Origin of the sequence: Demequina salsinemoris (assembly GCF_000974805.1) — a bacterium.
Lineage (GTDB): Bacteria > Actinomycetota > Actinomycetes > Actinomycetales > Demequinaceae > Demequina > Demequina salsinemoris.
On the sequence record NZ_BBQZ01000002.1, the window covers coordinates 66,300 to 88,904 of the forward strand.

19 protein-coding genes are annotated in these 22,605 nt (G+C 71.2%); 12 read left to right on the top strand and 7 right to left on the bottom strand.

Annotation, left to right across the window (positions count from 1 at the left end; genetic code table 11):
- Positions 1-40: 40 nt before the first annotated feature.
- From AOP78_RS03850 to AOP78_RS03865, 4 genes are read right to left on the bottom strand one after another with little or no spacing between them, the layout of a single operon-like run.
- Positions 41-1,066, bottom strand: a complete 1,026-nt coding sequence (locus AOP78_RS03850) for a sulfate/molybdate ABC transporter ATP-binding protein (RefSeq protein ID WP_062201821.1) — start codon at positions 1,064-1,066, stop codon at positions 41-43.
- The gene (locus tag AOP78_RS03855) at positions 1,063-1,878 is read right to left on the bottom strand and encodes an ABC transporter permease (protein ID WP_062201823.1); all 816 of its coding nucleotides are present in this window, start codon (positions 1,876-1,878) and stop codon (positions 1,063-1,065) included. The genes AOP78_RS03850 and AOP78_RS03855 overlap by 4 nt, the downstream gene beginning before the upstream one ends.
- A complete protein-coding gene (gene modA, locus AOP78_RS15465; RefSeq protein WP_062201825.1) occupies positions 1,875-2,633 on the bottom strand; it encodes a molybdate ABC transporter substrate-binding protein in 759 nt (252 codons plus the stop codon). Before modA ends, AOP78_RS03855 begins: the two co-directional genes overlap by 4 nt.
- Positions 2,634-2,689: 56 nt before the next feature.
- On the bottom strand, positions 2,690-3,205 hold the full coding sequence (locus AOP78_RS03865; RefSeq protein ID WP_062201827.1) for a PH domain-containing protein: 516 nt from the start codon (positions 3,203-3,205) through the stop codon (positions 2,690-2,692).
- Between the two features lie 126 nt (positions 3,206-3,331).
- Between AOP78_RS03865 and AOP78_RS03870 the strand changes: the two genes are divergently transcribed.
- The 9 genes from AOP78_RS03870 (at position 3,332) to holA (ending at position 15,439) form a co-directional block, all read left to right on the top strand.
- On the top strand, positions 3,332-4,924 hold the full coding sequence (locus AOP78_RS03870) for a circularly permuted type 2 ATP-grasp protein (protein ID WP_062201830.1): 1,593 nt from the start codon (positions 3,332-3,334) through the stop codon (positions 4,922-4,924).
- On the top strand, positions 4,924-5,847 hold the full coding sequence (locus AOP78_RS03875; protein ID WP_062202560.1) for an alpha-E domain-containing protein: 924 nt from the start codon (positions 4,924-4,926) through the stop codon (positions 5,845-5,847). The genes AOP78_RS03870 and AOP78_RS03875 overlap by 1 nt, the downstream gene beginning before the upstream one ends.
- Complete coding sequence (locus tag AOP78_RS03880; RefSeq protein ID WP_062201831.1) at positions 5,844-6,680, top strand: transglutaminase family protein; 837 nt, start codon at positions 5,844-5,846, stop codon at positions 6,678-6,680. Before AOP78_RS03875 ends, AOP78_RS03880 begins: the two co-directional genes overlap by 4 nt.
- Before the next feature lie 60 nt (positions 6,681-6,740).
- Positions 6,741-9,245 carry a leucine--tRNA ligase gene (gene leuS, locus AOP78_RS03885; RefSeq protein ID WP_062201834.1) on the top strand — a complete coding sequence of 835 codons (2,505 nt, stop codon included), beginning with the start codon at positions 6,741-6,743 and terminating at the stop codon, positions 9,243-9,245.
- 117 nt (positions 9,246-9,362) lie between these two features.
- The gene (locus AOP78_RS03890; protein ID WP_062201836.1) at positions 9,363-10,283 is read left to right on the top strand and encodes a DegV family protein; all 921 of its coding nucleotides are present in this window, start codon (positions 9,363-9,365) and stop codon (positions 10,281-10,283) included.
- A gap of 58 nt (positions 10,284-10,341) precedes the next feature.
- On the top strand, positions 10,342-11,235 hold the full coding sequence (locus AOP78_RS03895; RefSeq protein ID WP_160297589.1) for a DegV family protein: 894 nt from the start codon (positions 10,342-10,344) through the stop codon (positions 11,233-11,235).
- Positions 11,236-11,380: 145 nt separating this feature from the next.
- A complete protein-coding gene (locus AOP78_RS03900) occupies positions 11,381-12,130 on the top strand; it encodes a ComEA family DNA-binding protein (protein WP_152659396.1) in 750 nt (249 codons plus the stop codon).
- On the top strand, positions 12,127-14,442 hold the full coding sequence (locus AOP78_RS03905; protein ID WP_062201842.1) for a ComEC/Rec2 family competence protein: 2,316 nt from the start codon (positions 12,127-12,129) through the stop codon (positions 14,440-14,442). The genes AOP78_RS03900 and AOP78_RS03905 overlap by 4 nt, the downstream gene beginning before the upstream one ends.
- Positions 14,443-14,446: 4 nt before the next feature.
- Complete coding sequence (gene holA, locus AOP78_RS03910; RefSeq protein WP_062201844.1) at positions 14,447-15,439, top strand: DNA polymerase III subunit delta; 993 nt, start codon at positions 14,447-14,449, stop codon at positions 15,437-15,439.
- 96 nt (positions 15,440-15,535) lie between these two features.
- Here the strand turns inward: holA and rpsT are convergent, their stop codons facing one another.
- From rpsT to AOP78_RS03925, 3 genes are all read right to left on the bottom strand, one after another.
- Positions 15,536-15,796: a 30S ribosomal protein S20 gene (gene rpsT / locus AOP78_RS03915; RefSeq protein WP_062201845.1), complete on the bottom strand. Its 261-nt coding sequence runs from the start codon at positions 15,794-15,796 to the stop codon at positions 15,536-15,538.
- Between the two features lie 71 nt (positions 15,797-15,867).
- The gene (locus AOP78_RS03920; protein ID WP_062201847.1) at positions 15,868-16,392 is read right to left on the bottom strand and encodes a type II toxin-antitoxin system PemK/MazF family toxin; all 525 of its coding nucleotides are present in this window, start codon (positions 16,390-16,392) and stop codon (positions 15,868-15,870) included.
- Positions 16,393-16,446: 54 nt separating this feature from the next.
- Entirely contained in the window at positions 16,447-18,279 is a 1,833-nt protein-coding gene (locus tag AOP78_RS03925) for a putative bifunctional diguanylate cyclase/phosphodiesterase (RefSeq protein WP_083979825.1), read from the bottom strand.
- 149 nt (positions 18,280-18,428) lie between these two features.
- Between AOP78_RS03925 and lepA the strand changes: the two genes are divergently transcribed.
- The 3 genes from lepA (at position 18,429) to AOP78_RS03940 (ending at position 22,591) form a co-directional block, all read left to right on the top strand.
- Complete coding sequence (gene lepA, locus AOP78_RS03930) at positions 18,429-20,279, top strand: translation elongation factor 4 (protein ID WP_062201852.1); 1,851 nt, start codon at positions 18,429-18,431, stop codon at positions 20,277-20,279.
- A gap of 2 nt (positions 20,280-20,281) precedes the next feature.
- Complete coding sequence (hemW, locus tag AOP78_RS03935; protein ID WP_062201854.1) at positions 20,282-21,493, top strand: radical SAM family heme chaperone HemW; 1,212 nt, start codon at positions 20,282-20,284, stop codon at positions 21,491-21,493.
- A 348-nt stretch (positions 21,494-21,841) separates the two neighbouring features.
- Positions 21,842-22,591 carry an endonuclease domain-containing protein gene (locus AOP78_RS03940; RefSeq protein WP_160297590.1) on the top strand — a complete coding sequence of 250 codons (750 nt, stop codon included), beginning with the start codon at positions 21,842-21,844 and terminating at the stop codon, positions 22,589-22,591.
- Positions 22,592-22,605: the final 14 nt, after the last annotated feature.

Here is a 22,605-nt window from a genome sequence, read left to right on the forward strand (position 1 = left end):
TGCCCCGTCCTCACGCGGCGGCGACGGGCGGTCTGAGGACCTACACCTCCAGCGCATAGGCGAGCGGGGGCGCCGTGAAGGCGAAGGCGACCCGGTCGCCCAGCGACAGCGACGACGCCTCCTCTGGCGTCACATCGGCGGACACTCGCGAGCAGTGGAGGCGCACTCCGTCTCCGTGCGGTTCGAGCGCTCGTACCTCGTCCGCCAGGGACCCCGCAGCTCCGTCGGTGACGAGCGACAGCTCCCGAGGACGCGGCGCGACCGCGCACGCCGCGCCGACGGCCGGAGCGGACTCGGGGTGTGGTGCCGACGCGACGTCCTCCCCGGTGTCCAGTCTGAGTGCGCCCGCGCGCCACCTGCCCGTGAGCAGCGACCTGCCCGCCATGCGCGCCGCGAACGCCGTTCGGGGCCGCTCGAGCACGCGCGCGGTCGGACCGTGCTCGACGACGCTGCCCTCGTCGACCACGGCGACATGCGTGGCGAGCGCGTGCGCGTCGAGCACCTCGTGCGTCGCGAGCACCGCAGTGCGTCCGTCGAGGACCCTGCGCACGAGCGAGCGCATCGCGGTGGCCGACTCGAGGTCCAGCGCCGAGAACGGCTCGTCGAGGAGGAGGAGATCCGGCTCGGCCGCGAGGGCGCGCGCGAGCGCAACGCGCCGCGCCTGGCCTCCCGACAGCGCTGACGCCTTGCGCGGCGCCAGTTCAAGCACATCGACCCGCGACAGCCAACCGTCGGCTATTCGGCGCGAAGCCGTCCGCGACGCACCCTGGGATCGCGGCCCGAACGCCACGTTGTCGCGCACCGTGAGGGAGTCGAACAGTGCCGAGTCCTGCGTCACGATGCCCACGCCCCGGCGATGCGGGGGCAGCGCCTCGCGGCCGTCCAGCAGTGCGCGGCCGTCCAGCTCGATGAGTCCCTCGGCGCGCACGATCCCTGCGATCGCCTCGAGCACCGTCGACTTCCCCGCGCCGTTCGGACCGAGCAGCGCGAGCGTCGTCCCGGAGGGAACCTCGATCGTCGCCTCGACTCCGCGCGCGGGGACCCTCAGCGCCGCCTCGAGCCTCACGGGGAGACCTCCCGGCCAGCGATTCCGCCGCCGGCCGCGCGTCGTCCGGGTCGCGTGCGCCGGAAGGTGAGCGCCACGATCGCGATTGCGACGACGACGAGGACGACGCCGAGCGCGACCGCGGCCTCGGGGTCGCTCTCGCGCGCGAGGTAGATCTGGAGCGGCGCCGTGCGCGTGACTCCCTCGAGGCTTCCCGCGAACGTGAGCGTCGCCCCGAACTCGCCGAGCGACCTCGCGAAGGCCAGGACGAGGCCCGTGCCGAGCGCGGGCACGAGCGCTGGCAGCGTCACCCGCCGGAACACGATCCAGGGTGAGGCCCCGAGCGTGGCGGCGATCGCCTCGTGCCTACCGGTGCGGGCGGACAGCGCGGTCTCGACCGCGAGCACCATGAACGGCAGCGCCACGAAGGTCTGCGCGATCACCACCGCGGTCGTCGTGAAGGCGATCTGCAGCCCGAACGCCTCGAGCGTCCCTCCCAGCAGGCCCTTCCTCCCGAACGCGTACACGAGCGCGAGGCCGCCGACGACGGGCGGCAGCACGAGAGGCGCAAGAACGATCGCGCGCGCGAGCGAGGCACCCCGGAAGCGCGCGCTGTGCAGGGCGGCGCCGAGCGGCACGCCGAGCACGAGGCACAGGACGGCGGCGACCGTGGCGGTCCTGAGTGACAGCCTGAGCGCCGCGAGCGCCGCCGGGGACGTGACGAGCGGCCAGAACGAGGTCCAGTCGACGCGTGAGGCGAGCGCGATCAGCGGCACGGCGACGAGCAGCGCACCGAGCACCGCCAACGGCAGCAGGCGGCGGGGGAGGATCACGGCGTGCCGAAGCCGGCGGCAGCGAGCGTCTGCTCGCTCGCGTCGGACAGCACCGCGGCGACGAAGGCGTCGGCCGTGACCTCCTCCGCGCCGCTTCCGTCGGGCAGGGCCGCGATCGGGTAGAGGTTGACCCCCGCCTCGGCGTCGGGCAGGGCGACCGCCTCGACGCCCTCGGCGCGCGCGATGTCCGTCACGTACACGATGCCTGCGTCGGCCTCGCCGGACGCGACCTTGCCGAGGACGTCGGTGACGTTCGCCTCCTCGGACACGGGTGAGAGCTCGACCCCCGCGGCCTCGGCGACGAGCGCCGTCGCGGCCCCGCACGGGACCTGAGGGGCGCAGATGACCAGTCGCGTGTCGTCGTCCGTGAGGTCCGAGAGCTCGTCGATCCCGGCGGGATTGCCCTCGGCCACGACGATCGTGAGCACGTTCGTGGCGAACACGTGCGGCTCGATGTCGAGCTCGTCGGCGACGAGCGCCATCGTCGCCTCGTTCGCGGTCGCGATCACGTCGGCGGGCGCGCCCTCGAGCACCTGCTGCGCTAGCGTCGACGAGCCGGCGAAGGACAGCTGGACGTGGACGTGCGGGTGCGTCTCCTCGAAGTCCGCGGCGATCTCGGTGAACACGTCCGTGAGGGAGGCGGCGGCGAGGACGGTGAGCGTCTGGTCCTCGCTCTCGTCGTCCGGCGCCGCGCACGCCGTCAGACCGAGGGCCACCAGGCCTACGGTCGCGACGGCGCCCACGCGTGCTTGCATGCCTTCGATGCTAGGGCCGGGGCGGGGCGCCGCGGTCCGGGGCCGTGCGGAGCGGCTCAGCGCTCGTCCTCGTCCTCGATGACCTCGTTGACCTGGTGGTAGAGGATCGCGTGGACCTTCTCGACGTTCGGGATGTCGTTGAACTCGAGCGGGTCGTCGGAGGCGGACTCGATGATGAGCGTGCCCGTGCGAAACAGCTGGTCGATGAAGCCATGGCGGAACTGCACGGAGTTGACGCGCGCGAGCGGGATGTCGATGCCGCTCTTGGTGAACACCCCGGTGCGGTAGATGACGCGCCTGTCCGTGATGACGAAGTGCGTCGTGGCCCAGCGGATGTACGGCGAGACGGCGAGCCAGACGACGAACACGATCAGGGTCACCGCGACCGCGATCCCGACGCCGGTCTCGAGCCCTGAGCTCCACTCGACCGACGCCATCCACCACCACGCGAGCCCGCCGAGGACGAGGGCGAGGATCGTGGTCGCGACGGCGCCGATGAGCGCCTTCCAGTGGGTGCGCTCGTCGACGACGATCTCCTCATCGGGGGCCAGCAGGTCCTTGGGGTATGCCATGGCTTGAGCGTATCGGTGAGGGACGATGCGGGCATAGGGGTGCATCGGGCCGGTCGCGCCTGGACGACGCGCCCCGGCGACATCCCTGACACGCCTGGGAAACACGCCGTGACTAGATTGGGCCTCATGAGCGACGACAGGTCGACCCCGTGGACCGGATACGCGCCGGCCCAGGCCTGGGACGAGGCGATGGACGTGCACGGAGAGATCCGTGAGCCGTACCAGCGCGTGTACGCGGAGATCGACCGGATGTCCGGGGCGGATCTCTATTCCAAGGCCGAGGCGCTCGCCTCGAGCTATCTCGCGCAGGGCGTGACGTTCGACCATGCGGGCGAGGAGCGGCCGTTCCCGCTCGACATCGTGCCGCGCGTGGTCGGCGCCGACGAGTGGGACGTGATCGCGCCCGGCATCGCCCAACGCGTGCGGACGCTCGAGGCCTTCCTCGCGGACGTCTACGGCTCGCAGCACTGCGTCACCGACGGGGTGGTCCCTCGCCGGCTGATCGCGTCGAGCCAGTACTTCTATCGTGCGGTCCATGGCGTCGACCCTGCCAACGGCGTGCGCGTCCACGTGTCCGGCATCGACCTCGTGCGCGATCAGCACAGCATCTGGCGCGTGCTCGAGGACAACGTACGCGTGCCGTCTGGCGTGAGCTACGTGCTGTCCAACCGGCGCGCGATGAGCCAGATGTACCCCGACATGTTCGGCGCGATGGGCGTGCGGCCGGTCCTCGAGTACTCGCAGCGGCTGCGCTCCGCGCTCGCGAAGGCGGCCCCCGACGGCGTCGACGACCCGACGATCGTCGTCCTCACGCCCGGCGTGTTCAACTCCGCGTACTACGAGCACTCGCTGCTCGCGCGCACGATGGGCGTGCAGCTCGTCGAGGGCCGCGACCTCGAGACCCTCAACGGGCGCGTCTACATGCGCACCACGGCGGGAAGACGGCGCGTGGACGTCATCTACCGTCGCGTCGACGACGACTACCTCGACCCCGTGCAGTTCCGGCCCGACAGCGCGCTCGGCGCCCCCGGCATCGTCCAGGCCGCGCGCCTGGGCAACGTCACGATCGCGAATGCGATCGGCAACGGCGTCGCCGATGACAAGCTCATCTACACCTACATGCCGGACCTCACCCGCTACTACCTGGGCGAGGAGCCGATCCTGCCCATCGTGGACACGTGGCGCCTCGAGGAGAAGGAGGCACGCGAGGAGGTGCTTGACCGGCTGAACGAGCTCGTCGTCAAGCCCGTGGACGGCTCGGGAGGCAAGGGCGTCGTCATCGGCACCAAGGCCTCCAAGGAGGAGCTCGAGGCCACCCGCACGCAGATCCTCGACGACCCGCGCGGGTGGATCGCGCAGCCCGTGATCCAGTTGTCGACCGTGCCGACGCTGACAGACGACGGGCTCGAGCCCCGTCACGTGGACCTGCGGCCCTTCGCGATCAACGACGGCGACGACGTCTGGGTGCTGCCCGGCGGCCTCACGCGCGTCGCGCTCCAGAAGGGCCAGCTCATCGTGAACTCGTCGCAGGGCGGCGGATCCAAGGACACCTGGGTGCTCGGCGGCGTGCGGCATCGCGGCACCGTCGTCCCGCCGCCCGAGGCGAAGGTCGAGCTCGAGGGCGTCGCCTCGGTCCCGCAGGACGCGCATCCCGAGGACTGGGCGCACGGCCAGCAGCAGCAACAGCAGCAGCAGGCGAAGGAGGTGAGCGGATCATGATGCTCTCCCGCATCGCCGAGTCGCTGTTCTGGATCGGCCGCTACGTCGAGAGGGCCGACAACACCGCGCGGCTCCTGGACGTCCACCTCAACGTGCTGCTCGAGGACCAGTGGGTCGACGAGCCCAGCGCGAACGCGTCCCTGCTCACCGTGATGAGCGTGCCGTGGGAGGGCCCTGTCAGCCGTGGGGACGTGCTCCATGCGCTCGCGTATCAGACGGACTCGCCGAGCTCGATCTCGGGCACGTTGTCCGCGGCGCGTGAGAACGCCCGGCGGGCCCGCGAGGTCATCTCGACGGAGGTGTGGGAGTCGCTCAACACGACCCACATGCAGGTGGACCGGTGGGCGCGCTCGCCGCGGCCCCACGACTACTTCGTGTGGGTGCGTGAGCGCGCGGCCGTCGTCTGGGGACTCATGTCGGCCACGACGACGCGCGACGACGCCTGGTACTTCATGGAGCTCGGGCGCTCGCTCGAGCGGGCGGACATGATCGCTCGCCTGCTCATGACCAGGAATCTCGAGGGGACGACGGGCCCCAACTGGACGACGCTGCTGCGGTCGTGCTCGGCTCACGAGGCCTACCTCCGCACCGTGCGCGCGCTCGTCACCGAGGAGAAGGCCGCCGAGTTCCTCCTGGTGGACAGGCTGTTCCCGCGGTCGATCGCGTACAACCTGGAGCGCGCCGAGACGATCCTCCAGCAGATCGAGGGCAGCGAGCACGGAAGGGCGCTGTCGAACCGTGCGCGGCTTTCCTTGGGACGCGCGCGCACCAACCTCGAGTACCGCGACGTGAGGGAGATCCTCACCGACCTGACCGGACAGATGGGTGAGGTCCAGCGCGCCTGCGCGACCGCATCGAACCTGATCCGTGACCGCTACTTCCTCCCGGCGTCGACGACGCTGTGGAGTCAGGAGGCGCTGTGAGCACCCTTCGCATCGAGCACCGCACCCGATTCACGTACGGGTCGGAGATCGTCAGCTCCTACAACGAGGCCAGGCTGACGCCCGCGTGGCTGCCCCGTCAGCGCGTGCTCGACTCCAAGGTGGAGATCGAGCCGTCGACGTGGCGCACCACGTACCGCGACTACTGGGAGACCGAGGTCGTCGCCTTCGAGGTGCTGCAGCCCCACAAGACGCTCACCGTCGTCGGGACGTCGATCGTTGAGGTCTCGCCGCTCAGGGCGCGCGACGAACGTGTGGGCTGGTCCGAGATCGACGGGCCCCGCTTCAAGGACCTGCTGTGCGAGTACTTGGGCAACACCCCCACGACCGAGCCGACCGAGGAGCTCGCGGCGATCGCCGAGGACGCTGCGGGGCGCCTCAGCCCCGATCTCGCGGCGCGCGCGATCTGTGACGTGCTTCACGACCGCATCCAGTACGTGCCGGGTGCGACGTCGGTGCATACGCCTGCCGCGCATGCGTGGGCGGCGAACTCGGGCGTGTGTCAGGACCTCGCGCATCTCGCGATCGGCGCGCTGCGCCACGTCGGCATCCCCGCGCGCTACGTGTCCGGGTACCTGCACCCCAAGCGCGACGCCGAGATCGGCGAGTCCGTCGCAGGCGAGTCGCACGCGTGGGTCGAGTGGTGGACAGGCGACTGGCACGGCTTCGACCCCACCAACGACCGCGAGGTCGCCGACCACCACGTGATCGTGGGGCGCGGACGCGAGTACCGCGACGTACCGCCGCTGACCGGCGTGGTGGCGGGGGAGACCGAGGGGCTCGACGTGCGGGTGACGGTGACGCAGACGGCCTGAGCCCGCCCGTGAGCGGCGCCCGCGTGCCGCATCGTGCGCGCACCTCGCTAGAATCCTGGGGTGACCACGCCTGCTGAGAACTTCGACGAGAACCGCTACGACTTCCGCGCGCTCGAGGAGCGCTGGCAGCCGGTGTGGGAGGAGCGCCAGCCCTTCCGCTCGGGCGGCGAGGCTGACGGACGCCCCACGAAGTACGTGCTCGACATGTTCCCGTACCCCTCGGGCGACCTCCACATGGGTCACGCCGAGGCGTACGCGCTCGGCGATGTGATCTCCCGCCACTGGATCCAGAAGGGCTTCAACGTCCTCCACCCGATCGGCTGGGACTCGTTCGGCCTGCCCGCGGAGAACGCCGCGATCAAGCGCGGTATCGACCCGTACGGCTGGACCGAGGACAACATCGCGCAGCAGAAGGCGTCGATGAAGCGCTACGCGTGCTCCTTCGACTGGGACCGCGTGCTGATGACGCACCGCCCCGATTACTACCGCTGGAACCAGTGGCTGTTCACGCGCCTGTTCGAGCGCGGCCTGGCCTACCGCAAGCCGAGCCAGGTCAACTGGTGCCCCCACGACCAGACGGTGCTCGCGAACGAGCAGGTCGTCGGCGGCCTGTGCGAGCGCTGCGACACCCCAGTCACCAAGAAGAAGCTCACGCAGTGGTACTTCAAGGTCACCGACTACGCGGATGAGCTGCTCGACGGTCTGGAGGACCTGCGAGGCACCTGGCCGTCCAAGGTCATCGCCATGCAGCGCAACTGGATCGGCCGATCCTATGGCGCCGACGTGACGTTCACGATCGAGGGCCGCGACGAGCCCATCGACATCTACACGACGCGACCCGACACCCTGTACGGCGCGACCTTCATGGTCGTCGCCGCGGACTCCGACCTGGCCGCCGAGCTTGCCAATGGCTCGGACGGCGAGGTCCGCGAGGAGTTCGACCGCTACCTCGAGTCGGTCAAGAACGCCTCGGAGATCGACCGCCTGTCCACCGAGCGCCCCAAGACGGGCGTGTTCCTCAAGCGGTACGGCATCAACCCCGTCAACGGCGAGCGCCTGCCGATCTGGGCCTCCGACTACGTGCTGGCCGACTACGGCCACGGCGCGATCATGGCCGTGCCCGCGCACGACCAGCGCGACCTCGACTTCGCCCGCGCGATGGACCTGCCCGTCCGCGTCGTCGTCGACGTGCGCGACGAGGACGGGGCGCGTCTCCCTGACCCGAACGAGTCCGGCATCGCCACGACCGGCGAGGGCGTCATGGTCAACTCGGGCTCGCTCGACGGGTTGGGCAAGACTGAGGCCATCGACAAGGTCATCGAGGAGCTCGCCGCGGACGATGCGGGCGAGAAGTCGGTCAACTACCGCCTGCGTGACTGGCTGATCTCGCGTCAGCGCTATTGGGGCACGCCCATCCCGATCGTCCACTGCGACACGTGCGGCGAGGTCCCGGTCCCCGACGACCAGCTGCCCATCACGCTGCCGCCGGCCGAGGGCCTCGACCTCAAGCCGAAGGGGCAGTCGCCCCTCGCGGCCGCGAGCGACTGGGTCAACACGACCTGCCCGAAGTGCGACGCCCCCGCGAAGCGGGACACCGACACGATGGACACGTTCGTCGACTCGTCCTGGTACTACCTGCGCTACCTCTCGCCGGAGAAGACCGACGGCCCGTTCGACCTGGTCGAGGCGAAGAAGTGGGCGCCGATCGACCAGTACGTCGGCGGCGTCACCCACGCGATCCTGCACCTGCTGTACTCGCGCTTCTTCACCAAGGCCCTGCGCGACATGGGCATGGTCGACTTCGACGAGCCCTTCACCGCGCTGCTCAACCAGGGCATGGTCCAGATGGACGGCTCCGCGATGTCGAAGTCGCGCGGCAACCTGGTGCGCCTGTCTGATCAGCTCGACGAGTTCGGCGTGGACGCCGTGCGCCTCACGATGGCGTTCGCCGGCCCGCCCGAGGACGACATCGACTGGGCGGACGTCTCGCCCGCCGGCTCCGCGAAGTTCCTCGCCCGCGCCTGGCGCCTGGCCCGCGACGTCACGTCCGAGCCCGGTGTCGACCCCGCGACCGGCGACCAGGAGCTGCGTGCCCACACCCACCGCGCGCTCAAGGAGTCGCAGGAGCTCGTCGAGGGCTTCCGCTTCAACGTCGTCGTCGCGAAGGTCATGGAGCTCGTCAACGTCACCCGCAAGGCGATCGACTCGGGCGCGGGCCCGGCCGACCCCGCCGTGCGCGAGGCCGCCGAGGTCGTCTCGATCCTGCTGAGCCTCTTCGCGCCGTACGCAGCCGAGGACATGTGGGCGATGCTCGGCCACGAGGACGTCGCGCTCGCGACCTACCCGGCCATCGACGAGTCCCTGCTCGTCGAGGAGACCGTCACCTGCATCGTCCAGGTGAAGGGCAAGGTGCGCGACCGCCTCGAGGTGTCCCCGAGCATCGGTGAGGACGAGCTCAAGGAGCTCGCGCTCGCGTCGGATGGCGCGAAGCGCGCGATCGGCGACGGCGGCATCCGCACCGTCATCGTGCGCGCCCCCAAGCTCGTCAACATCGTCACGCTCTGACGCCTGGCGGTCCCGCAGCGCGGTCCTGAGCATTCGTGAGAGGGCTCACGACCCCTCACACGCGCCCGCGCGCCGTCGATAGCGCTCCCAACACCGGCATCGGCTGAGGGAGACGCTATGGCAAGGGACGTGGTCGCCGTGATCACGGATTCCGCGTGCGGCATCGCGCCGCAGGCCGCGGCGTCCTTCGGCGTGCTCGTCGTTCCCGTCAGCATCGAGGGCGGCGGCGAGTCCCATCGGGACGGTCCTGTGCGCTCCCACGCGGCCGCGACGATGCTCGGCACCGCGGGAGCCCTGAGGACCGCGGCTCCCACGGTGGCCGAGATGGCGAACCTGTACCGGGCCGCGGCGGATTCGGGCGCCGACAGGATCGTCGCCGTCATGGGCGGCGTCACCATGTCGGACGCGGTGACGAGCGCGCGCGAGGCCGCACCCGGCTCGCCCATCCCTGTCACCGTCGTCGACACCGGCACGGTCGCCGTCGGCCAGGCGCTCGCGGCGCTCGCGGCGGGCGCGGTCGGGATCGGCGGCGCGAGCGCGGACACCATCGCGGGCATCGCGCAGGAGGTCGGCCACCGCACCCAGATGTACGCGACCGTGGAGACCCTCGAGCACTTCCGGCGCTCGGGTCATGCCCGGCTCCTCGAGGACTCGCTTGGCGGCGTGGAGCCCATGCGCCCCATCCTGCGCGTCAACCGCAACGAGGCGGCGGTGGTCGCCCAGGGGCGGGGAGAGGACGGCGCGCGCCTGGCCGTGCGCGAGCTCGTGAACCGCGAGGCGCGGTCGCTGAGGCGTCCGGTGGGGGCGGTGGGCCTGAGCGGGGACTCGCTCGACCCCGAGCAGATCTCGCTCGACGTCGAGGGACCCGTCCTCGTGATGCCGTCGCCGATGTCGATCCTGGCTAATGCCGGTCCCGGGCTGTTCATGGCGGCAGCCACCGAGATGCCCGAGGCCTTCCACCGTCTGTTCGATCGGATGACGGCCAGGGGCGATGCCACCGACGAGTCGCTCGCGTGGACGCGGCTCGAGCGCATCTGACGCGCTCTCGCCACGCGCGATCGCGGTCCCGCCCGGCGGGGCCGCTAGCCTTGGCGTCATGACGACGCGGGTGGCGGTGGTGACCGACTCGGCCGCCTCGCTGCCTGACGCTCTCGCGCTCACCCCGGGGCTCATCGTGGTGCCGCTGACGGTGGTGGTCGGCACGACCGCCTACGCCGAGGGGGAGGGGATCTCGCCCCGCGAAGTGGCCGACGCGCTCGGCCGCGGCGAGTCCGTGACGACCGCGCACCCCGGTGTCGAGGCCTACGCCCGAGCGATCGCCCACGTCGTGGCCGGTGGCGCCGACGCGGTGCTGATCGTGACGCTCTCGAGCGCGCTCTCCGGCGCCTACGACGCCGCGCGCGTCGCCGCGGGAGGCGCCGACGTGCCGACCGAGGTCGTCGACTCCGGGACCGTGACGATGGCTCAGGGGCTCGCGGCTCTTGCGGCCGCTGAGGTCGCGCGGGGCGGCGCCCCGCTCGAGGACTGCGCGGAGGAGGCCCGCGTCGTCGCGTCCGGTTCCCGCTGCCTGTTCACGGTCGACTCCCTCGAGCCGTTGCGCAAGGGCGGCCGGCTCTCGGCGGCCGCCGCGGCGATCGGCGCGGCGCTGTCCCTCCGGCCACTGCTCACGGTCAGGGACGGCGCGATCGTGGTCGAGGGGCGCGAACGGACGACGCGACGCGCACGGGCGGCGGTCGCGTCGCGGGCGGCGGCGCTCATGGGCACGGACGATGCGTCACGACCCGGGACTTCCAGCGTCGCCGCAGTGGTGGGGCTCCAGGAGGACGTGGTCGTGGGGCTGCGCGACGAGGTGCGTCGGCTCGCTCCCGAGGCTGCGGTCGTCGCAGGGCCGGTGTCGTCCGTGCTCGCCGCGCATGCGGGGGCCGGAGCGGTCGCCGTGTGCGTCGCCGAGGTGCCCGAGAGCCTTGCCGCGAGGATGCGCGAGATCTGACAGAGGGCCCGGGCGCGGTCGAGGGCCCGCCCGGACCGAGCCGTCTGCGAGCAGGCGTCGTCCCCAGTCCTCGCATCGCGGCTCTCCCTCCCCAGGCGCTTGCGGCGCGCCCACCGAGGCGCGTCTCGGCTCCTACCGTCTCGGCATGGACCCGAACATTGAACCGGTGATCCGCCCTGACGCTGACGACGTGCGGGCGCGGTGGCGGGACTCTCTCGCGCACGCGGCCGAGGCCGCCTACCGGCGAGCCAACGCCGACGAGATGCCCACCGAGGCGAGGCGGGTGAGGTGGCGCTTCGAGCCGAGGGCGGCGATGTCGGTCGCCTTCGTCGTCGGTGTCGGCGCGCTCGTGGCGTGGGCGCTGCTCGGCGGCGGATCAGGCGGCGAATCGGAGGCGCTCGAGGAGTCCACCGTCGTCGGATCGCCGACTGCGGCGTCCGCCTCGGCCGTCGCCGTCGTCGCCTCCGCAGCGACCGTCGTGGTCCACGTGGCGGGCGAGGTCGCCGAACCGGGCATCGTGGAGCTCGCATCGGGGCAGCGGATCGCCGACGCGATCGAGGCTGCGGGCGGCGCGCTCGCCGACGCGGACCTGAGCGCGGTGAACCTCGCGCGCGTGCCGGTGGACGGCGAGCAGATCCTCGTGCCGTCGGCGGGGTCGGAGGGATCGTCATCGGGCTCGTCCGAAGCGTCCGGAGCCTCGGCTGGGAAGGTGAGCCTGTCGACGGCGGACGCGGCGGCGCTCGAGGACCTCCCAGGCATCGGGCCTGTCCTCGCCGAACGGATCGTCGCGGACAGGGAGGAGAACGGTCCCTTCGCGTCGGTGGAGGATCTTGCTCGCGTGTCCGGGATCGGCGACTCCGTCGTCTCGCAGCTCGTGGATCTCGTCGTGCCATGACTGCGAGGCACGACCTGCGCCTCGTGCCCGCCGCGCTCGCGGCCTGGGGATGCGCGATGCTCGTGGCGACCGGGCAGGCCGGAGCGGGCTGGGCGGTGGCCGCGGGCCTGGGGGTGATCGCGGCAGGGGTGGCCCTGCGCGCGCCGCGCGCCGCGCCGATGGTCGCGGTTCCTGTCGTCGCCGGGGCGGCGGTGCTGCTCGTCGGCGGGGCGAGGCTGGCTCGCGAGGAGCCGCTCGTGGCGCTCGTCGAGCAGGGAGACGTGACGCTGACCGCAGTCGTCGCGGCGGACCCCGAGCCGACCCGCGCGGACACCTTCACGGGTGAGCCACGCCTGCGGGTCGACCTCGACTCCGTCTCGGTCGCGACCGGCGGCGCCGCGACGCCGACGGCGGGTCGCGTCGTCGCGATCGTGGACGATGCGTGGGCGGAGCTGGTCGTGGGCGACACCGTGACGCTGGTCGCCCAGCTCGACGACGCCGGAGTCGGCCGTGCGGTCGCGCTCGTCTGGGGCGGCGACCTGGTCTCGGTCCACCCGCCCGCGGGCGCCGCGGCGCTCGTCGCCCAGTCCCGTGCCTCCTTCCGCACGGCGACCGCCGGGCTGGACGACGAGGTGCGGGGTCTGGTGCGCGGCATGGTGATCGGGGACGACTCCGCGATCCCGGACGAGCAGAGGGCCGACCTGCGCGAGGTGAGCCTGACCCACCTGACGGCGGTGTCGGGCGCTCACCTCGCGATCATCGCGGGGCTGCTCGGAGCCGCGCTTCGGGCGCTGCCGATCGGTCGCCGGGCGAGGCTGCTCGGCCTGCTCGCCGGGATGTCCGCCTTCGCGATGCTCGTCCTGCCGCAGCCGTCCGTCGCGCGGTCGCTCGCGATGGCCTGCGTCGGCGCGGTCGGCGGACTCTGGGGCCGCCCCGCGCAGGCGATGCCGGCCCTCGCGACGAGCGTGATCGTGCTCGTGGCCTGGGACCCCTACCTCGCGATCGAGTACGGGATGGCGCTGTCGGTGAGCGCCGTCACAGGCATCGTGCTGCTCGCGCCCGCGCTGCGCCGCGCGCTGACGCGTCCGCTCGGAGGGCTCGCCGCGATGGCCGTCAGCATCCCCGCAGCGGCCCAGCTCGCGTGCATGCCGGTGCTCGTGCTGCTCAGCCCCTCGCTGCCCTCGTGGGCGGTCGCCGCGAACCTGGCCGCGGTGCCCTTCGCAGCGCCGATCGTGACGCTCGGCGCGATCGGGGTCATCGCCTCGTCGCTGGCGCTGACCGGCGCGAGCGTGCTCGCGGCGCTGCTCGGGATGCTCGCCCTGCCGATCGCGCGCATCGCGCGGCTTCTCGCCGGGGCGCCTGGCGCGAGCCTGCCCTGGCCCGCGGGCGGCGAGGGCGTGGCCTGCGCGGTGGCCCTGCTGGTCTGCGTGGCGGTGGCGGCCGGATCGGGGCCGCCGTCACTGCGGTGGGCCGGCGCGGTCGGGGGTCTCGCCGTCCTCGTCGCGAGCGTGCGGACCGCCTCGGCGCTCCTGGTGGCGGACGTGCCCGACGCCTGGCGCATCGCCTCGTGCGACGTCGGCCAGGGCGACATGACCGTGGTGAGAGCAGGCGAGGACTCCGCGGTGGTCGTCGACACGGGGCCAGGCGGGGGAGCCGGCGAGTGCCTCGCGAGCCTCGGGGTGGAGCGCGTGCCTCTGCTGATCCTCACCCATCCTCATGCGGATCACGACGGCGCGATCGACGAGGTCGCCTCCGTCGCGGGCGTGGACGCAGTGTGGTGGTCGTCCGCGGCGCTCGGGGAGGCGGGCGCAAGCGCCGGCGCGGACCTCGACGCGCTCGGGATCTCGCCGACGGTGCCGGACGCGGGGACGACCGCGAGCGTGGGGGAGGCGACCGTGCTCGTGCTGCCGACCGATGGCACAGCCGGGCATGCCCCGGCGCAGGCCGACGACGGCTCCGCGGTGAACGACGAGAGCCTCGCGCTGCTGATCGAGTCGGGCGGACTGTCCATCGTCGTGCTCGGCGACCTCGAGGCGGATGCGCAGGCGGAGCTGGCCGACGCGATCGAGCCCCTCGAGCTCACCGCCGTGAAGGTCGCGCACCACGGCTCGGCCAGCCAGGACCTAGGGCTGGCCGACGACCTCCACGCGGCCGTCGCGCTCGTCTCCGTCGGCGAGGACAACACCTACGGACATCCCGCGGCGAGCGCGCTCGCGCTGTACGAGGCGGCCGGGGCGGCGACGTTCCGTACGGATGAGTGCGGCACGATCGTGCTGTCTCCCGACGACGGGCTCACCGTGGCATCGCGGTGTCCGACGGTCGTGGCAGGCTAGGGCCATGCCCGCAGCCCGCTCCTCATCGGACCGTCCCTGGCACGCCGCGGCGCCCGCACCGATCGTCCTGGTCTCCGGTCCCGAGCAGCTGCTCGGGGCGCGCGCTGTCGAGCGGATCGCCGGAGCGCTGAGGCGCGGCGGAGCCACCGTCGCGACCACCGTCCTCGACGCGGGCAGCTACAGCAAGGGCGCCCTGATCGCCGCAGCGAGCCCCTCGCTGTTCGATGACCCCGGGCTCGTGGTCGTCGAAGGCGCCGAGCGCATGAACGACGAGTTCCTCGCCGACGCGCTCGCCTACGCGGCGGCTCCCGATCCCGAGGTCACCGTCGTCATCCGGCACGGCGGAGGGGTGCGCGGCAAGAAGCTGCTGGACACCCTCAAGAAGAACCAGGTGCCCGTGTACTCGTGCCCGGCGATCAAGAAGGACGCCGAGGTCGTCGAGTTCGCGATGGGGGAGTTCGCGCGTGCCTCGCGCCCGATCGCGGCCCGCGCGGTGCGAGCTCTCGTCGACTCCGTGGGCAGCGACGTCGCGGAGGTCGCGGCCGCCTGCCGCCAGCTCATGAACGACGTGGACGGCTCGCTCACCGAGGAGCATGTCGCCCGGTACTACGGCACCCGCGTCAACGCCACGGGGTTCGCCGTCGCCGACGCCGCGATCGCGGGGAGGACGGGGGAGGCGCTCGCACTCGTGCGTCACGCCGTCGCCACAGGCACGGACCCCGTGCCGCTCGTCGCCGCCATCGCGTCCAAGCTCCGCACGCTCGCCAAGGTGGGAGCGGCACGCGGTCGCCGGCTCGACCCCGTCAAGGATCTCGGGCTCGCGCCATGGCAGGCCGACCGCGCCAAGAAGGACCTGCGCATGTGGGACGCCGACCGGCTCGCGGCGGCGATCGAGGCGATCGCAAGGGCCGATGCGGAGATCAAGGGCGCCTCGCGAGCGCCGCACTTCGCTCTCGAGCGCGCGGTGCGCGTCGTCGCCGACCTCGCGCGCGGCTGAGCGCAGCCGACTTCAGCGCCGCATCGTCCCTGACACGCAGAAGCGCCCCGGACCGCGTGAGCGGTACGGGGCGCCGAAGCTGCGGGTGAGGCGCGCTTAGAGAGCGGCGACCTGCTTCGCGAGAGCCGACTTGCGGTTCGCGGCCTGGTTCTTGTGGATGACGCCCTTGGAGACGGCCTTGTCGAGCTTGACCGACGCGGTGGACAGAGCGGCCTCGGCCTTGTCCTTGTCACCGGCCGCGATGGCCTCGCGGACCTTGCGCACGTTGGTCTTGAGCTCAGACTTGACGGCGACGTTGCGCAGGCGAGCCTTCTCGTTGGTGCCGATGCGCTTGATCTTCGACTTGATGTTAGCCACGGTTGTCCTTGGGTAGTGGGGCTGAAGTTCTGGGGCGGCGCGAACGACTCGCGCGCGCACGGCCTCCTACTTTACCACCGATGGTGGTCCGAAAGCGACCTTGCGACCGCGGAGAACCTCGTGCGATCGAGTGCGGCGCCCTCACGGCGCACCGCGGAGGGGTCGACTCGCACGATTCTATCGAGTCGTACCTCGCTCGGGCGACCCTGACGGTCCCAGGCGCCCGTGCCGATGTCCATCCAGTAGCGGCCGTAGCGCGCCTCCTTGGCCGCGTCGAGGTCGTGGTCCTTCGAGGTGAGCTGGAGGCCGAGGAGCCACGGGCCGTCGTTGCCGATCAGCAGCACCGGGCGATCCTTGCCCTGCGAGTGGTCCTCCTCGAACGGCACCCAGGTCCACACGACCTCTCCGGGGTCCGGCGAGCCGTCCGCGCTCGGCGCGTACGCGAGATCGACCTTGCCCGTGAAGTCGCCGGGGTACGCCGACGTGCGTCCCAGCGCTGGGGCACGGCCACGCGAGGGGGTGCGCCTGCGCGCGCGCAGGATCGCGATGAGCACGACGAGCGCGACGAGCAGATAGGGGATGTCGCTGCGGCTCATGGCAGGGAGCCTGCCACAGGTGTCGCCGAGGCGCTCAGCGAGGCGGTCCAGCGCTCAGAGGCGGGCCTCGGTGCCGCGGATCAGGATCGCCTCGTCGATGTCGGGGCGGAGTCGCTGGAGCGGCGACGCGGTCGTGTCCGAGGCGGCCGGCGACTCGGGGGCCTCGGCCCACAGCCGCGGGCGATCGGGCGTGGAGTTCACTGGTCGCTTCTCAGTCGGGATGCGGGCGGTGCCGTCGTCGTCGAACCGGATCCGGTCGGCGGGAACGGCGTGGCCGAAGAGGAATCCTTGTCCGTAGGTCCACCCGTGACGACGCGCGATCGCGTACTGCGCCTCCGTCTCGATGCCCTCGATGACGCCGTAGAGCTGCAACGAGCGCGTGAGCGCCGCCATCGCGAGCGAGATGCGGTCTCCCGTGGCCAGGTCCCCGAGCCGCAGCGTGAACTCGCGCGCGAGCTTGAGCCCCGCGACGGGGTTGAGCAGCACCGAGGACAGCGACGAGTACCCGGTGCCGAAGTCGTCGATCACGAGGTCGATGCCGAGCGCGGTGAGCGACGCGAGGTCGGACTTCGCCGCGGGCGTCGCCAGCAGCATCCCCGTCTCGGTGATCTCGAGGCCGATGCGCGAGGGGTCCACCCCCGTCTCGGTGAGCGCCGAGCGGACCACGCCGGTGAGGTCCGCCGCGCCGATCTGCTTGGTCGAGACGTTGACGAGGATGCGTCCCGTGAACTCGGGGTGCCATGCGATGAAGTGGCACGCCTCGCGGATCACGTACGCGCCGAGCGGCACGATGAGGTTCGCCTCCTCGGCGACTCCGATGAACGTGTCGGGCTGCAGCAGGCCGCGCGAAGGGTGGCGCCAGCGCACGAGCGCCTCGAAGTTCACGATCCGTCGGGTCTGAAGGTCCACGATCGGCTGGTAGTGGACCTCGAGGTGGCCCTCCTTGATGGCGGTCCTCAGCTCGAGCTCGACCGACAGCTTGCTCATCGCGTCCGTCCGCATGCGCGGGTGGTACGTCGTGACCCGCGCGCGTCCGCCGCGCTTCGCGGCCGACAGAGCGGTGTCCGCGGCCATGAGCAGCTGCTCCGCCGTCATGTCCTTCTCTGCGAGCGCCAGCCCGATCGATGCGGTGGGGAGGAGCTCGTGGCCGTCGATCTCGAAGGGGGACTGGACCACGTCGACGACCGACGCGATCGCGCGCTCGGCGGCGGCGCGATCGGGCACGTCCTCGAACACGATGACGAACTCGTCGCCGCCGAGGCGGGCCACGATGTCTCCCGTGCGAGTGTTGCCCTGGATCCGACGCGCGATCTCCTTGAGCAGGGCGTCGCCCGCGTCATGGCCGAGCGAGTCGTTCACGACCTTGAAGTGGTCGATGTCGAGGAACGCGCACGCCATGGTCGACCCGCTGTCGCGACGGCCGCGCAGGCCGTGCGCGAGCCGCTCGAGCAGCAGCGGACGATTCGCGAGGCCCGTGAGGGGGTCGTAGTGGGTGCGGTGCGCGAGCAGCGTCTTGGCGCGACGCTCCTCGGTGATGTCCTCCACCTGGACCAGCAGGTGGTGGTGCGGGTCCTGCGCGGTGCCGCGCGAGTCGGACACGGTCAGCCGCGCCCACACGATCTCGCCGTCGCTGCTGAGGTAGCGCTTGATGATCTGCGCGGAGGGGGCGTCGCCCGAGCTCACTCGCGCGAGCGTCTCGAGGGAGGTCTGGCGGTCGTCGGGGTGCGTGAAGTCGAGGTACGAGCGGCCGATCACCTGCTCGGGCGCGAGCCCGACCACCGAGGCGAACGTGGGGTTGACCTCTTCATACGTGCCGTGGGCGTCGAGGATCGCCATGCCGATAGGCGACTCCTGGAACGCCTGTCGAAACAGTTCGTCCGTGCGCATCACTGTGTCCCTCCGCTTGGCGTCCCTGCTGGGGGTGTGAGGTACGCCACACGGGATATCGGCATCTTTCCGGCGCGCATGAGGTCAGAAAACCGTGGGACCATAGACCGTTAAGCCCACGAGATCGCCGACGAGGACACTTATCCACTGTGACCGACACCCGCATCGAGCCTGCCGCCACCGCGCCTGAGCTGATCCGCAACTTCTGCATCATCGCGCACATCGACCACGGAAAGTCGACCCTCGCGGACCGCATGCTCCAGCTGACCGGCGTCGTCGAGGCGCGCCAGATGAAGGCCCAGTACCTCGACCGCATGGACATCGAGCGCGAGCGCGGCATCACGATCAAGTCGCAGGCCGTCCGCATGCCGTGGCAGGTCGAGGGCGCCCCGTACGCGCTCAACATGATCGACACCCCCGGGCACGTCGACTTCTCCTACGAGGTCTCCCGTTCGCTCGCGGCGTGCGAGGGCGCGATCCTCCTCGTCGATGCGGCGCAGGGCATCGAGGCGCAGACCCTCGCGAACCTGTACCTCGCGATGGAGAACGACCTCACCATCATCCCGGTGCTCAACAAGATCGACCTGCCCTCGGCCGAGCCCGAGCGCTACGCGGCCGAGCTCGCGCAGCTGATCGGCTGCGAGGTGGACGACGTCCTGCGAGTGTCCGGCAAGACGGGCGAGGGAGTGGACGCGCTCCTGGACCGCGTCGTCCGTGACATCCCCGCGCCCGTCGGCGACGCCGACGCCCCGACGCGCGCCATGATCTTCGACTCCGTGTACGACACGTACCGCGGCGTCGTCACGTACGTGCGCGTGGTCGACGGCTCGCTCAAGCCGCGCGAGCGCATCACCATGATGTCGACGCTCGCTAGCCACGACCTGCTCGAGATCGGCGTCATCAGCCCCGAGCCGAAGCCGTCCAAGGGCCTCGGCGTGGGCGAGGTCGGCTACCTCATCACGGGCGTGAAGGACGTGCGTCAGTCGAAGGTCGGCGACACCGTGACGCTCGCGGGTCGTCGTGCGCAGCAGTCGCTCGGCGGCTACCGCGACCCCCGACCGATGGTCTACTCGGGCCTGTTCCCCGTGGACGGTTCGGACTTCCCGGTCCTGCGCGACGCGCTCGACAAGCTCCAGCTGAACGATGCGTCCCTGGTCTTCGAGCCCGAGAGCTCGGTCGCGCTGGGCTTCGGATTCCGCTGCGGCTACCTCGGACTGCTTCACCTCGAGATCGTGCGCGACCGCCTTGAGCGCGAGTTCGGCCTCGACCTCATCTCGACCGCGCCCAACGTGGTCTACGAGGTCGAGATGGAGGACCGCAAGGTCTATACCGTGACCAACCCGTCCGAGTTCCCGTCGGGCAAGATCTCCGAGGTGCGCGAGCCCGTCGTCGCCGCATCGATCCTGGTACCCAGCGAGTTCATCGGCACCGTCATGGAGCTGTGCCAGGAGCGCCGCGGCATCATGGGCACGATGAACTACCTGTCCGAGACGCGCGTCGAGATGCACTACACGCTGCCGCTCGCCGAGGTCGTGTTCGACTTCTTCGACCAGCTCAAGTCCCGCACGCGCGGCTACGGCTCGCTCGACTACGAGCCCGCCGGCGAGCAGGCCGCCGACCTCGTGAAGGTCGACATCCTGCTCCAAGGCGAGCAGGTGGACGCGTTCTCCGCGATCGTCCACAAGGACAAGGCGTACGCGTACGGCGTGATGATGGTCGGCAAGCTCAAGAACCTCATCGACCGTCAGCAGTTCGAGATCCCCGTGCAGGCAGCGATCGGCGCCCGCATCATCGCGCGCGAGACGATCCGCGCGATCCGCAAGGACGTCCTCGCGAAGTGCTACGGCGGTGACATCTCGCGTAAGCGCAAGCTGCTCGAGAAGCAGAAGGCCGGTAAGAAGCGCATGAAGAACATCGGCTCGGTCGAGGTGCCGCCGGAGGCGTTCATCGCCGCGCTGTCCACCGCCGACGACGGCTCGGACAAGGGCAAGAAGAAGTAGCGGTGCCCGCCCCCGCATCGTCCCCGGCGCCAGCATCGTCCCTGGTCGAGCGCGACTTCGGCGTGTACATCCACGTGCCGTTCTGCCGCGTGCGGTGCGGATACTGCGACTTCAACACGTACGCGCCGTCCGAGGTAGGCGGCGCGACCCGCGAGGGCTACGTGTCCTCGGCGCTCGCCGAGATGGCACTCGCAGGCTCGGTCATGGCGGGGGACGGGCGCGCGGCCTCCACGGTCTTCTTCGGCGGAGGGACGCCGACGATGCTCGACGCGGCGGCGCTGTCGTCCCTCCTTGACGGCGTGCGGACGACGTGGGGGCTGGCTCGGGGCGCGGAGGTCACCACCGAGGCCAATCCCGATTCGGTGACGCGCGAGTCGTTGGCGACCCTCGCATCGTCCGGGTTCACCAGAGTGTCCTTCGGGATGCAGTCCGCGGTTCCCCACGTGCTCGCGACGCTCGAGCGCACGCACGAGCCCGAGAATGTCGGCAGGGCGGTGGAGTGGGCGCGCGAGGCCGGGCTGTCCGTGTCGCTCGACCTCATCTACGGCACGCCGGGGGAGTCGCTCTCCGACTGGGAGGCGAGCCTCGACACGGCGATCGCTCTGGAACCGGACCACATCTCGGCCTACGCGCTCGTGATCGAGCCTGGCACGCGGATGGGGGCGCAGCTGCGGCGCGGCCAGATCGAGGCCGTGGACCTCGACACCCAGGCCGACATGTACGAGCTGGCCGAGGAGCGCCTCGCTGCGGCGGGTTATGCCTGGTACGAGGTGTCCAACTGGGCGCGCACGCCGGCCCAGGTCTGTCGGCACAACGTCGCCTACTGGCGCAGCCAGGACTGGTGGGGGATCGGACCTGGCGCTCACTCCTACCTTGGCCCGCGCGTCGGGGCGTCCGGGGAGGAGCTAAGCGCCGAGCGGTGGTGGAACGTCAAGCACCCGCGGGCCTACTCGGACCGGCTCGCGGCAGGGGAGTCCCCCGAGGCCGAGCGCGAGCCGCTCACGGCCGAGGACCTGGCGCTCGAGTCCGTGATGCTGCGGCTGCGGCTGGCCGAGGGGATGCCCGTCGGCGATCTGCCCGAGCGCCGCCCCGCCGAGGTCGCGCGGCTCGTGGCTGAGGGGCTGCTGGACGGGCGTGCGGCGCTGGCAGGGACACTGCTGCTCACCCTTAAGGGGCGCCTTCTCGCCGACGCCGCGGTGCGCGCGCTGACCTGAACTGCGGTCTGCCTCCTGGAATCGCAGGGCGCCCGGAATCCTGCTCGATTTCGGGCGCCATGCGATTCCAGGACGCATCTCCACAAGGCTGCGCGGCCGCACCCGGGAGTCCACAGGTGTGCGGCGGCCACGAAGCGAGCGAGTCGCCGGTGGTCGAATCCGTTCATGCGCATCCTGCCGGACCTCACGGGGCTGGAACTCCCCTTGTCCGACTTTCTCGTGTCCAACAGTCATGCGTTCTCACGCCGGGAGCTGCTGGCGCGGTGGAGCAAGCATGCGCTCGAATCCACGCTATCGGGCGGCGCCGCGACCAGAGTGCTTCCTGGCGTCTACTGCGGGACAACGCACGTGGCCTCGCCTCGCGTCCGCGGCGAGGCGCTCAACCTGTGGGCACCGCGGACGCTCGTGACCGGCCGCCTTGCGCTGCATCTGTGCGATGACTCGCTGCCGGTGCCTCCCGTGGCGGACGTGGTCGCTGGACCTGGTCGCGCCCTGCGACCGCCGTCATGGGTGCGCGTCCACCAGCATGCGGTGCCGCGCACGTCGTGCCACCTCGATGGGGTGGACTGCGTCACGCCAGCGCGAGCACTGCTCGACGCTTGGCGGAGCGCGCCTGAGGAGGAACGCCGCGACATCGTGTGGGAGTCCCTGTGGGCTCGCGCCTGCACCTGGCGGCAGCTGAGGGTCGAACTCGACCGAGCTGTGCGCGTCGCAGGACGGCGCGACCTGGAGCGGATGCTCGGATGGTTCGCCGAGGGCGCGACCACGCCGCTGGAGGTGCGTGCCAAGCATGAGGTCTTCACCGGCGCCAGGTTCCGCGAGTTCGAGTGGCAGGTTCCACTCGTGCTTCCGGGCCGCAGACCGACTGTCGACATGCTCCACAGGCGGGCCATGGTGGTAGGTGAGCTCGACGGAGACCGCTACCACTCCACCAGGTCGGCACGCGATGAGGACCGCAATCGCCAGACGGATCTCACCGCCGCGGGTTACGCGGTCATCAGATTCGGCTGGCGGGACGTGGTGGATCGACCTCAGTGGTGCCGCGAACGGTTACTGACCACGGTCGCCGGTCGGCTCGGGCTTCCTGGAATCGCATAGCGCCCGGAATCCTG